Here is an 11,817-nt window from a genome sequence, read left to right as displayed (position 1 = left end):
CCGGGCGCTCACGCCGACGTCCGCCTCAGCCCGCGGCGCGTCGGGCTCGCCGCCCTGGGTGCCCTCGCCGTCCTGGCGGTCAGCATCGCCGGCCAGCGAGGGTTCGCGGGCTGGTGGGTCCTGCTGCTCGTCGGGCTCGGCGTCGCTGTCGTCGCCGTCCCGCCGCTGTTGCCGCAGGGGACGTGGACCGGTCGACGGGGCCTGCCCGCGGTGATCGCCACCAGGGGCGTCGCCTCGCTGGCGTTCTTCGGCGTCGAGGCCTATCTGCCGCTCGCGCTGGTCGAGCACCGAGGCCTCACGCCGACGCAGGGCGGCATGTTCCTCACCGGTGGCGCCGTGCTCTGGTTCAGCGGCTCCTGGCTCGCCGCCAACGTGCCGGCACTCGCCGACAAGCACCGCCGGGTCCGGTTGGGCACCGCGCTCGTCGCCGTCGGCAGTCTGGCCGGCGTACTGGTCCTCGTCGAGGCGATCCCGTTGGTGGCACTCGTCCTGCTGTGGCCCTTCGCGGGCCTCGGGATGGGCATGGCGATGTCCACGCTGTCGGTGCTGCTGCTCGAGACGGCGCCGGCGGGCGAGCACGGGGCGGCGAGTGCCGCGATGCAGACGAACGACTCCGTCGTGCAGGCCATGGGCCTGGCCCTGGGCAGTGCGGCCTTCGCCGCCCTGCTGACCCGTTCGAGCGAGCAGGCCTTCGCCGTCGTGCTCGGCCTGGCACCGGTGGTGGCGCTCGGCGCCGTGGCCCTCAGTGGGCGGCTTCGCGAGCCCTGAGCAAGAGGGGCGTCTCGCCCCGTCCGTCCCGCCCGTCTTGCCCTTTTCCGCCCCCGGTCCCGGGGCGGACGGCGGCCGATAGGCTGACCCGGTGACCACGCCTTCGCCCGAGGCTCCTCGCGGAGCCCGCCCGATCCGCATCGCGATGCTCGGCTGTGGTGTCGTCGGCACGGAGGTCGCCCGCTTCCTCGTGCGCGACGCCGAGGAGCTGGGCCGTCGCGTCGGTGCTCCCGTCGAGCTCGTCGGCATCGCCGTCCGCCGCCTCGACCGCACACGCGACCTCGACCTTCCGGCGGACCTGTTCACCACCGATGCCCTCGGCCTGGTGACGCGGGGCGACCTCGACGTCGTCATCGAGGTCATCGGCGGGATCGAGCCCGCCCGCGAGCTGATCCTGGCCGCGCTCGAGAACGGCGCGTCCGTCGTCACGGCCAACAAGGCCCTGCTCGCCGAGGACGGCGACACGCTCCACGAGGCGGCCGTGAAGGCCGAGCGCGACCTCTACTACGAGGCCGCCGTCGCGGGGGCGATCCCGATCGTGCGCCCGCTGCGCGAGTCGCTCGCCGGTGACAAGGTCGAGCGCGTCCTCGGCATCGTCAACGGCACCACCAACTTCGTCCTCGACGCCATGACGACCACGGGCGCCGGGTTCGACGATGCCCTCGAGGACGCCCAGCGCCTCGGGTTCGCCGAGGCCGACCCGACCGCCGACGTCGAGGGGTTCGACGCGGCCGCCAAGGCCGCGATCCTGGCCGGGCTCGCGTTCCACACGCGCGTCACGATCGGCGACGTCCACCGTGAGGGCATCACCGAGGTCACCGCCGCCGACGTCCGCTCCGCGAGCGAGATGGGCTGCGTCGTCAAGCTGCTGGCGATCTGCGAGATCAACGCCGACGGCACCGCGGTGTCGGCGCGCGTCCACCCGGCGATGATCCCCGACACGCACCCGCTCGCCAGCGTCCGCGGCGCCTACAACGCCGTCTTCGTCGAGAGCGAGGCCGCGGGCCAGCTCATGTTCTACGGGCCCGGCGCCGGCGGCGCCCCCACCGCCAGCGCCGTGCTGGGCGACGTCGTCACCGTGGCACGCCACCGGGTCGAGGGCATCTTCGGCCCCGGTGAGACCGCGCACGCCCAGGTCGAGGTCCTCGACATCGGCCGTGCGCGCACCCGCTACCACGTCTCGATCGACGTCGACGACCGTCCTGGTGTGCTCGCCGCGGTCGCGCAGGCGTTCGCGGTCCACGACGTGTCGATCAAGACGGTCCGCCAGGAGGGCCGCGGCGACGACGCGCAGCTCGTCGTCGTCACCCATGAGGCCGACGACGCGGCGCTGGCCGCGACGATCGGCCAGATCCGCGATCTCGAGATGGTGCGCGGGGTCTCGTCCGTCATGCGAGTCGAAGGAGTGTCCTGATGGCCAGCCCGTGGCGCGGAGTCATCCATGAGTACCGCGATCGGATCCCGCTGGATCCGGCGGCGACCGTCGTGTCGCTCGGCGAGGGCGGCACGCCGCTGATCCACTCGCCGTGGCTGTCGGGCATCGTCCGCGGCGACGTGTGGATCAAGGTCGAGGGCGACAACCCCACGGGCTCGTTCAAGGACCGCGGCATGACCACGGCGATCTCCGCGGCGCTCGCCGAGGGGGCCAAGGCCGTCGTGTGCGCCTCCACCGGCAACACGTCCGCCTCGATGACGGCATACGCCGCGCGGGCCGGCCTGACGCCGATCGTCCTGGTTCCCCAGGGCAAGATCGCCGCGGGCAAGATGGCCCAGGCCGTCATGCACGGCGGCGACATCATCGAGGTCCGCGGCAACTTCGACGACTGCCTCGACATGTCGCGCGGGCTGGCCAAGGAGTACCCGGTGGCCCTCGTGAACTCGGTCAACCCGATGCGCCTCGAGGGCCAGAAGACCGCCTCGTTCGAGATCGTCGACGTGCTCGGCCGGGCGCCCGACATCCACGTGCTTCCCGTCGGCAACGCCGGCAACATCAGTGCCTACTGGAAGGGCTTCGTGGAGTACCACGAGTCCGGCGACGCCGCGTCGCGCCCGCAGATGTGGGGCTTTCAGGCCGCGGGTGCCGCACCGCTCGTGCGCGGTCACGTCGTCCCCGACCCCGAGACGGTCGCCACGGCGATCCGGATCGGCAACCCGGCCTCGTGGACGCTGGCCGAGAACGCCCGCGACGAGTCCGGTGGCCGCATCGACGCCGTCACCGACGACCAGATCCTCGACGCCCAGCGCGGGCTCGGCCGCCACGAGGGCATCTTCGTGGAGCCGGCCTCCGCCGCCGGCGTCGCCGGTCTGCTCGCCGCGGCAGCGGCGGGCGAGGTGGCCGCCGGGCTCACGATCACGGTCACCGTGACGGGTCATGGCCTCAAGGACATCGACACGCCGCTCACCAGGATCGGCTCCGTCGTCGACACGGTGGTCGACGCCGACGTGCACGCCGCGGCCGAGGCCGCCGGACTCGCATGACGTTCGTCGACGGGCCGGTCACGGTCCGCGTTCCCGCCACCAGCGCGAACCTGGGCCCGGGCTTCGACTCGCTCGGCATGGCGCTGACCTGGTTCGACGAGGTCACCGCCGAGGTCACGGGATCCGGCCTGACCTTCGACATCACGGGGGAGGGGTCCGACGAGGTCCCCCGTGACGAGACGCACCTGCTGTACCGCGCGATGTCGGCGGCGTTCGACCTGCTCTCCGAGCACCCGGACGGCCTGCACCTGACGTGCCGCAACACGATCCCGCACGGTCGCGGGCTGGGCTCGTCGGCCGCAGCGATCGCCGCCGGCGTCGTGCTCGCGCGCGCCCTGGTCGTCGGGGGAGGGGACCGCGTCGACGACACGACGCTGTTCGGCCTGGCCACCGACCTCGAGGGGCACCCCGACAACGTCGCCCCCGCCCTGCGTGGTGGCTTCACCATCTCGTGGATCGAGGGTGCCGCCGCCGAGACGCTGCGGCTGGACGTCGAGGCCGACGTCACCGTGTTCGTCCCGCCCGAGCCCGTGCCGACGTCGGTCGCGCGGGGCCTGCTGCCCGACTCCGTGCCGCACGGCGACGCCTCCTTCACGGCGGGTCGTGCCGCCCTGCTGGTCGCGGCACTGACGACGGCCCCCGAGCGACTCATCTCCGCGACCGAGGACCGGCTGCACCAGTCGTACCGGTCCGAGGCGATGCCCGACTCCTACAAGCTGGTCCGCCGATTGAGGGTCGAGGGGGTGCCCGCGGTCATCTCCGGCGCAGGTCCCACGGTGCTCGCTTTCGCCCATGGATTGGAGGCGTGGACCCCCGCCGGCTGGGCGCGACGCGAGCTGCGCGTGTCGCCCGAAGGTGCTCACCTCACGGTGTGAGTGCGTGTTACAGTGAAGACGTCGGAGTCGAGTTTCTCTCCCCGACACCACGCCACTTCTGAGCCCGGCCGATACGGGCGCTCCTGTACGCGACGTCAGTCCTCTGACTGAGCGCCGAGACAGGGAATGTGGCCTCCCGATAAAGGACAACGTGTGACGGAATCAACCACGGTCGATCCCACTCCCGCGGATGGTGCCGAGAAGGCCCCCGCGAAGGCCCCCCGCAAGTCCGGGGGTGCGCTCGGTGGAAAGGTGATCGCCGAGCTCCAGGAGATCGCCGCCGGCCTCGGCATCGACGGTGCCGCCAAGATGCGCAAGGGCCAGCTGATCGACGCCATCAAGGCCGCTCGCGGTGAGACCAAGCCCGCCGAGGCGCCCCGCGCCAGCCAGGACACCCTGCCCGAGGTCGCCGAGGAGCCGAAGGCACCGCGCCGCGGCCGCGCGACCAAGAAGGCCGGCCCGCCCGCCCCCAAGAGCGACGACCAGCCGGCCGCGCAGGCCACGAGCGACGTCGCCACGCCGGCCGCCACCACCGAGGCGCTCGAGCAGAACGACAAGTCGGACCGGAACGAGAAGTCGGACCGGAACGAGAAGTCGGACCGGAACGAGAAGTCCGAGCAGTCCGACGACTCCGGCGACAAGCTCCAGGGCGACAAGCGCCAGCGTGAGCCGCGCGATCGCGATGGCGGCCGCAACCAGGGCGAGCGCAACCGCAAGCGCCAGGGCGACGGCAACCGCGAGGGCGACGCCAACCGTCAGGACGACGGTCGCCAGGGTGAGGGTCGCCAGGACGGCAACCGTCAGGGCGACCGCAACCAGGGCGAGCGCAATCGCAACGATCGCGACCAGGGTGACCGCAACCGGAACCAGGGCGATCGCGACCAGGGTGACCGCAACCGGAACCAGGGCGATCGCGACCAGGGCGACGAGGGTGGCCGTCGCCGCAACCGTCGCGGGCGCAACCGCGGCGCCGGCACCGGCACCCGCGGGATCGAGTCCGATCCCACCTTCACCGAGGACGACGTGCTCGTCCCGGCGGCGGGCATCCTCGACATCCGCGACAACTACGCCTTCGTGCGCACCACGGGCTACCTGCCCAGCGAGAACGACGTCTACGTCGCCATGTCGCTCGTGCGCAAGCTCAACCTGCGCCGCGGAGACGCGATCACCGGCCAGGTGCGCCAGCCCCGTGAGGGCGAGCGCAAGGAGAAGTTCAACCCGATGGTCAAGGTCGAGAGCGTCAACGGCATGGACGCCGACGAGGCCAAGCGCCGCGTCGACTTCTCCAAGCTGACGCCGCTCTACCCGTCCGAGCGCCTGCGCCTCGAGGGCGAGGCCGGCGGCTTGACCGGTCGGGTCATCGACCTCGTCTCGCCGATCGGCAAGGGCCAGCGTGGCCTGATCGTCTCGCCCCCCAAGGCCGGCAAGACGATGGTCATGCAGCAGGTCGCCAACGCGATCACCGAGAACAACCCCGAGTGCCACCTGATGATCGTCCTGGTGGACGAGCGTCCCGAGGAGGTCACCGACTTCCAGCGCACCGTCAAGGGTGAGGTCATCGCCTCGACGTTCGACCGTCCCGCCGCCGACCACACCACGGTCGCCGAGCTGGCCATCGAGCGCGCCAAGCGCCTCGTCGAGCTGGGGCACGACGTCGTCGTGCTGCTGGACGGCATCACCCGCCTGGGTCGTGCCTACAACCTGGCGGCGCCCGCCTCCGGACGCATCATGTCCGGTGGTGTCGACTCCTCGGCGCTGTACCCGCCGAAGAAGTTCTTCGGCGCCGCGCGCAACATCGAGGACGGCGGCTCGCTGACGATCCTCGCGACCGCGCTCATCGAGACCGGCTCGCGCATGGACGAGGTGATCTTCGAGGAGTTCAAGGGCACGGGCAACTGGGAGCTGCGCCTGCGTCGTGAGTTCGCCGACAAGCGGATCTTCCCGGCGATCGACGTCGACGCGTCCAGCACGCGCCGCGAGGAGCTGCTGATGGCCCGCGACGAGCTCGCCATCGTGTGGAAGCTGCGTCGCCTGCTGTCGGGCCTCGAGGGCCAGCAGGGCCTCGAGCTCATCTTGGGCAAGCTCAAGAAGACGCAGAACAACGTCGAGTTCCTGATGGAGCTCAACAAGACGATGCCCGGCGGTTCCAACGACGGTCAGAGCTGACCGCGGCGGCACGTGCCGCCACCGCTGAGCCTCGAGGGCCCGGTTCCCGATGGGGGACCGGGCCCTCGTCGCTAGGCTCGCAGGCATGACGAGCGCCTGGGACTTCAACGCCACCACCATCGACGGCACCGACCAGCGACTGGCCGACTATCGCGGCAAGGTCGCGCTCGTGGTCAACACCGCATCACAGTGCGGGTTCACCCCGCAGTACGGGCCGCTGCAGGACCTCTACGCGCAGTACGCCGATCGCGGATTCGTGGTGCTGGGGTTCCCGTGTGACCAGTTCGGGCACCAGGAGCCGGGCACCGAGGACGAGATCGCCACGTTCTGCGAGTCGCAGTTCGGCGTGGAGTTCCCGATGTTCGCCAAGGTCGACGTCAACGGCAAGGATGCGCATCCGCTCTACCGCTGGCTCAAGAGCGAGAAGTCGGGCGTGCTGGGCGGGGCGATCAAGTGGAACTTCACGAAGTTCCTGGTCGATCCCGAGGGCAACGTGGTCAAGCGCTACGGATCGACGACGCATCCGCGGGAGATCGCCAAGGACATCGAGGAGCTGCTGGCGCCCTGAGCCCGGCGGCGCGGCTCAGGCGTCGGGGTTCTTGCGGCGGCGGCCGGTCGCGCGCGGCGCGTCGGGCATGATCGGCGCCCGCCGCGGGACGGGCCGCTGCTCGTTCGTCAGGGCGCCGTCGCTGCGGTCGCGCCGCACGCCGGTGGCGGCCACGATCGACACGATCGTCAGGATCAGCCAGGTCAGGCCGGCGATCAGCGCGACCGCCACCAGCACGGTGATCGCGCGGTTCGTGCCGTACTCGCTGGCGATGTACAGGCTGGAGGCTCCGACCACGACGAGCAGCGCCACGGAGATGGCGATGGTCTTGAGTCGTCCGGAAGTGTCCCCCATGGTGGACATAGTATGCGGTACCCGTCCGGTTTCGGCATCGGGGAACAGACGCGACCCGATTTGGGTTATGCCAGAGCCGAATGGCACAATCGATCCTTGGTTCCGGTTCACGGGGCGGCCCGCGCTCTGACCCGGCGGCCATACGAGAGGACATCATGAAGAAGGACATCCACCCCACGTACGTGGAGACCCAGGTCACCTGCACCTGTGGCAACTCGTTCACGACGCGCAGCACCGCGACCGAGGGCACCCTGCGCGCGGACGTGTGCTCGGCCTGCCACCCGTTCTACACGGGCAAGCAGAAGATCCTCGACACCGGCGGACGCGTCGCCCGCTTCGAGAAGCGCTACGGCAACAAGAAGTAGGACTTCTCCGGCGCCGGTCCCTCCGCACGCGGTGGGCCGGCGCCGTTGTCGTGTCCGGACGCAGGTGAAGGAGGTGGGGTCATGTTCGAAGCCGTCGAGGCCTTGATCGAGGAGCACGGCCAGCTCGAGCAGCGCATGGCCGATCCCGCCGTGCACGGCGATCCCCGGCTGGCCCGCGACCTGGGTCGCCGCTACGCCGAGCTGACCGCGATCGTGCGCACCTACCGCGACTGGCTGGAGGCCCGCGAGGACCTCGTCGCGGCGCAGGAGCTGCACATGCAGGACGAGGCAGCCGAGCTCGAGCGCCGTGTTCCCGAGCTGGCCGAGCGCCTCGAGCGGATGCTGGTGCCCGGCGACCCCGCGGACGCCAAGGACGTGATCCTCGAGGTGAAGGGCGGCGAGGGCGGCGAGGAGTCCGCCCTGTTCGCCGGCGACCTGCTGCGCATGTACACGCGCTTCGCCGAACAGCACGGCTGGAAGGTCGAGATCCTCGACGCGACCGAGACCGCCCTGGGCGGTTACAAGTCGGTCACCGCCTCCGTGAAGGCCAAGGGCACGCCCGCCCCGGGCGAGGCGCCCTACGCGCTGCTGAAGTTCGAGGGTGGCGTGCACCGCGTCCAGCGCGTGCCCGTGACCGAGTCGCAGGGCCGGATCCACACGTCTGCCGCGGGAGTCCTGGTGCTTCCCGAGGCCGAGGACGTCGACGTCCAGATCAACGACAACGACCTGCGCATCGACGTGTTCCGCTCGTCGGGGCCCGGTGGCCAGAGCGTCAACACGACCGACTCGGCCGTACGGATCACGCACGTGCCGACCGGCATCGTGGTCAGCTGCCAGAACGAGAAGTCGCAGCTGCAGAACAAGGAGCAGGCGATGCGGATCCTGCGCGCGCGCCTGCTCGACGCCGCCCAGGCCGAGGCGGACGCGCACGCCGCCGATGCGCGCCGCTCGCAGATCCGCACGGTCGACCGCTCCGAGCGCGTCCGGACGTACAACTTCCCCGAGAACCGGATCTCCGACCACCGCACGGGCTTCAAGGCGTACAACCTCGACCAGGTCATCGACGGCGCTCTCGACGGCGTCATCGCCTCGCTCGTCGAGGCCGACCTGGCCGATCGCCTCGCGGCGCTGGAGGGCGGTCAGTGAGCACGCGACGCCTGCTCGAGGAGTCCACCGCCCGCCTCGAGGAGGCCGGGGTCGCGTCGCCGCGCCACGATGCCGAGGCGCTGCTCAGCCATGTGACCGGCACACCCCGGGCGCTGCTGACCCTCACGGCGCGGGTCGACGACGTCCAGCGACGGACGTACCTCGAGATGATCGACGCGCGGGCCCGGCGCGTGCCGTTGCAGCACATCACCGGCTGGGCGGCGTTCCGGTACGTCGACCTCGAGGTCGGACCGGGCGTGTTCGTGCCGCGCCCCGAGACCGAGCTGCTGGCGGGCTGGGCGATCGACGAGGCCCGCGCCGCCCAGGCTGCGCGAGGCCGCCCCGCGGTCGTGGTCGAGCTGTGCGCCGGCTCGGGCGCCATCTCGCTGTCCATCGTGAACGAGGTGCCCGACTCCCGGGTGCACGCCGTCGAGCTGGACGAGTCCGCGTACGGCTGGGCGCTGCGCAACCTCGACGGCACGGGAGTGGACCTGCGCCGCGGCGACATGGCCGACGCCTTCCCCGAGCTGGACGGCCGGGTCGACGTCGTCGTGGTCAACCCGCCCTACATCCCGCTCGACGCGTGGGAGTCGGTCGCGCCCGAGGCGCGCGACCACGACCCCCAGCTGGCGCTGTGGTCCGGCGACGACGGTCTGGATGCGATGCGGGTCGTCGAGTCGGTGGCCTGGCGGCTGCTGCGTCCCGGTGGCGCGGTCGGCGCCGAGCACGCCGATGCCCAGGGCGAGTCCGCGCCGGCGGTCTTCACGGCTCGTTGGGCCGAGGTGCGCGATCACCGCGACCTCGCCGATCGGCCGCGATTCGTGACGGCTCGTCGCCCCTGACCGGCGCGGCGGACCGCGCCGGCCCCTAGTCTGGCCCGGTGGGTCACGCAGCGTCTCCGACGCATCACCTTCCCGGGCCGGGCCCGTTCCGGACCGTGCCGAATCTCGTGACGGTCGTCAGGACCACCGCGGCGGCCGCGCTCGCGGTGGTGGCGTTGCTGGCTGACTCGCCCGTTCCGTGGTTGGTCGCCGGGTACCTCACGTACTGGATCGGCGACAGCCTCGACGGGCTCGCGGCCCGGGTGCTCGACCAGGAGACGCGGGCCGGCGCCGTCCTGGACATCTGCAGCGACCGGCTCAACACGGGGCTGCTCGCCGCGGGACTGATCGTGGTCCAGCCGGACCTCGCCGTGCCGATCGCGATCTTCCTGCTGAACTTCATGGTCCTGGACCAGGTGCTGTCGCTGTCGTTCCTGCTGTGGCCAATCGTCAGCCCGAACTACTTCGGCCAGGTCGACCCGACCGTGTTCCGCTACAACTGGTCCCATCCCGCGAAGGCGCTCAACAACGTCGGGATCATCGTGGCGGTCCTGGTCGGCAACATCGCCCTCGCGATGGTCATCGTCGTGGTGCAGATCAGCGTCAAGATCGCGAGCGCCGTCCGCGTCGCGCGCCTCGCCAGTGGCCGCGTCGAGGCCTGACGGGTCGCCGTGGCCGCCCTCCTGACGATCGCCGCGGCGCTCGGGTACGGGACGCTGTCGGCACTCGTCCCCGTGTTCAACGCCGAGGTCTACGTCGGTGTCGTCGCGGCGGCCACCGAACCCTGGTTGGCCTGGATCTCCACCGCGGCCCTCACCCTGGGAACGGTGGCCGGCAAGGTGCTCATCTTCGAGGCCGCGCGACGGGGCGGCTCGCGTCGTCGTGTGGGGGCGGTCAGCAAGCCCCGCCGCGAGCCGCGTACCGGTCTCGGGCGCTGGACGCGCCGGACCGGCGCCGTGTTGCTGACGTGGCTCGGCCATCGCTGGCGCGGGTCGCTGACGATCCTGGCGGCTGCGGTCCTGGGGATACCTCCGCTGCTCGCGGTGTCCGTCCTGGCCGGCCTGTCGCGCCAGAACGTCTACCTGTTCGCGCTCGCGGTCTTCGTGGGCCGGTTCGTGCGCTTCGCCGCCATCACGTGGCCGATCGTCGCGGTGAGTCACTGACGCGTCGGCTCGATGCGCCCGCGTCCGCGATGCGGAACAGGCCCCACGCGATGCCGAGGAGGCCGACGGCCTGGATCGCCAGGGTGAGCGGCGACGTGGGCAGGGACTCGTCGAACAGCAGCGCCCCGAGCACGATCGACAACAGCACCGAGGTCACGTTCAGGACCGGCATGGAGTGCGAGAGGCGCGACAGCTGGTAGGCGCGCTGGTTGAGCGACATCGCGAGCAGGGCGCAACTGAGCAGGACCCAGGGGGACCACGTCGCCAGGAACCCGACGAAGCCGTGGTCGGAGATGGCCTGCCCGACGACCTTCATGAGGCACGCCGTGATGCCGAAGAGCATGCCCGCCGTCATGCCCAGCACGAACGCGGCGACGCCGCGGCGCGGCATCTGGTTCGCGAACCGGGTGACGACCAGCGCGATGACCACGCCCGTGCCGGCGACGGCCAGCATCCAGCCGGTCGGTGCGGCACGTCCCTCATGGCTGGTGTCCGCCACGGACACCACCGCGATGAGCGAGGCGATGGTCACGGCCACGCCGATCAGCTCGTGGTTGCGCGGCCACCGGCGGTCGAGCCCCGATCGCACCAGGACGGCCAGGACGACACCCAGCAGGATGAGGGGCTGCACGAGCGCGAGCGTGCCGAGGTTCAGCGCCACCGCGTGCAGCAGCCACGCCGTGAGGCCGATCGTGCTGCCGGCGAGCCAGCGAGGGCTGCGCAGCAGCTGCAGCAGCACCAGCAGGGGGTGCGTGACCGTCAGCTGCACGCGCCCCGCGGCCAGGTGCTGGAACGAGGTCGAGAAGGCGAAGCCGAGGGCGGACAGCAGGGCGAGTGAGGCCGCCAGCGCGGGGGAGGGGCTCATCGCGGCCGCACCGTCCGAGGCAGCACCGCCGCGGTGAGAGATCGCATCGAGATGATCGTAACGATCGCTCGCCGCGCGGGCGCACGCGTGGGTGCAGTCGGCCGCCCACTAACCTTGGGCGCATGAGGTTCGACTGCTCCACCGAGCTCGACGCCGCGGTCGATGCCGCCAGCGCGGCGTTGCGCGACGGCGCGCTCGTGGTGCTCCCGACCGACACCGTCTACGGCATCGCGGCCGACGCGTTCGACCCGGCGGCGGTCGCCCGCCTG

At 71.4% G+C, this 11,817-nt stretch carries 14 protein-coding genes; 12 read left to right on the top strand and 2 right to left on the bottom strand.

All coding sequences use genetic code 11. The annotated features are described in order from the left end of the window. From RT323_RS13865 to RT323_RS13840, 6 genes are all read left to right on the top strand, one after another. Positions 1-768 (top strand): MFS transporter (locus tag RT323_RS13865; RefSeq protein ID WP_313409543.1); only part of this gene is annotated, 768 nt, incomplete at its 5' end. 91 nt (positions 769-859) lie between these two features. Further along, positions 860-2,182: a homoserine dehydrogenase gene (locus RT323_RS13860; RefSeq protein ID WP_313409541.1), complete on the top strand. Its 1,323-nt coding sequence runs from the start codon at positions 860-862 to the stop codon at positions 2,180-2,182. Further along, positions 2,182-3,246: a threonine synthase gene (thrC, locus tag RT323_RS13855; protein WP_313409539.1), complete on the top strand. Its 1,065-nt coding sequence runs from the start codon at positions 2,182-2,184 to the stop codon at positions 3,244-3,246. Before RT323_RS13860 ends, thrC begins: the two co-directional genes overlap by 1 nt. Next, positions 3,243-4,121, top strand: a complete 879-nt coding sequence (thrB, locus tag RT323_RS13850; RefSeq protein ID WP_313409537.1) for a homoserine kinase — start codon at positions 3,243-3,245, stop codon at positions 4,119-4,121. The genes thrC and thrB overlap by 4 nt, the downstream gene beginning before the upstream one ends. A gap of 153 nt (positions 4,122-4,274) precedes the next feature. Continuing rightward, a complete protein-coding gene (gene rho / locus RT323_RS13845; RefSeq protein ID WP_396172405.1) occupies positions 4,275-6,287 on the top strand; it encodes a transcription termination factor Rho in 2,013 nt (670 codons plus the stop codon). An 85-nt stretch (positions 6,288-6,372) separates the two neighbouring features. After that, positions 6,373-6,855 (top strand): glutathione peroxidase, encoded by a 483-nt coding sequence (locus tag RT323_RS13840; protein ID WP_313409536.1) that lies wholly within the window; start codon positions 6,373-6,375, stop codon positions 6,853-6,855. Positions 6,856-6,870: 15 nt separating this feature from the next. On the opposite strand, the gene RT323_RS13835 is transcribed toward RT323_RS13840, so the two are convergent. Next, positions 6,871-7,188, bottom strand: coding sequence for a hypothetical protein (locus RT323_RS13835; RefSeq protein ID WP_313409534.1), 318 nt, complete (start codon positions 7,186-7,188; stop codon positions 6,871-6,873). Between the two features lie 155 nt (positions 7,189-7,343). Here RT323_RS13835 and rpmE point away from each other — a divergent pair, with 155 nt between their 5' ends. The 5 genes from rpmE to RT323_RS13810 all read left to right on the top strand — a co-directional run bounded on the left by rpmE (position 7,344) and on the right by RT323_RS13810 (position 10,683). Next, positions 7,344-7,553 carry a 50S ribosomal protein L31 gene (gene rpmE / locus RT323_RS13830; protein WP_313409533.1) on the top strand — a complete coding sequence of 70 codons (210 nt, stop codon included), beginning with the start codon at positions 7,344-7,346 and terminating at the stop codon, positions 7,551-7,553. 81 nt (positions 7,554-7,634) lie between these two features. Continuing rightward, complete coding sequence (gene prfA / locus RT323_RS13825) at positions 7,635-8,699, top strand: peptide chain release factor 1 (protein ID WP_313409531.1); 1,065 nt, start codon at positions 7,635-7,637, stop codon at positions 8,697-8,699. Then, on the top strand, positions 8,696-9,541 hold the full coding sequence (gene prmC, locus RT323_RS13820; RefSeq protein WP_313409529.1) for a peptide chain release factor N(5)-glutamine methyltransferase: 846 nt from the start codon (positions 8,696-8,698) through the stop codon (positions 9,539-9,541). Before prfA ends, prmC begins: the two co-directional genes overlap by 4 nt. Positions 9,542-9,636: 95 nt before the next feature. Next, the gene (locus tag RT323_RS13815; protein ID WP_313409527.1) at positions 9,637-10,182 is read left to right on the top strand and encodes a CDP-alcohol phosphatidyltransferase family protein; all 546 of its coding nucleotides are present in this window, start codon (positions 9,637-9,639) and stop codon (positions 10,180-10,182) included. A 9-nt stretch (positions 10,183-10,191) separates the two neighbouring features. Further along, complete coding sequence (locus tag RT323_RS13810) at positions 10,192-10,683, top strand: hypothetical protein (protein WP_313409526.1); 492 nt, start codon at positions 10,192-10,194, stop codon at positions 10,681-10,683. Here RT323_RS13810 and RT323_RS13805 read toward each other — a convergent pair. Continuing rightward, positions 10,652-11,548 carry a DMT family transporter gene (locus tag RT323_RS13805; RefSeq protein ID WP_313409524.1) on the bottom strand — a complete coding sequence of 299 codons (897 nt, stop codon included), beginning with the start codon at positions 11,546-11,548 and terminating at the stop codon, positions 10,652-10,654. The two genes, RT323_RS13810 and RT323_RS13805, sit on opposite strands and share 32 nt — an antisense overlap. A 122-nt stretch (positions 11,549-11,670) precedes the next feature. On the opposite strand from RT323_RS13805, the gene RT323_RS13800 reads away from it, so the two are divergent. Next, a partial coding sequence (locus RT323_RS13800; protein WP_313409545.1) for a Sua5/YciO/YrdC/YwlC family protein occupies positions 11,671-11,817 on the top strand: 147 nt, incomplete at its 3' end.

The organism is Aeromicrobium sp. (genome assembly GCF_032084975.1).
In the GTDB taxonomy this organism is placed as follows: Bacteria; Actinomycetota; Actinomycetes; order Propionibacteriales; family Nocardioidaceae; genus Aeromicrobium.
The sequence above is the reverse complement of the archived record's forward strand: the minus strand, read 5'-3'. Positions and strand labels throughout refer to the sequence as shown.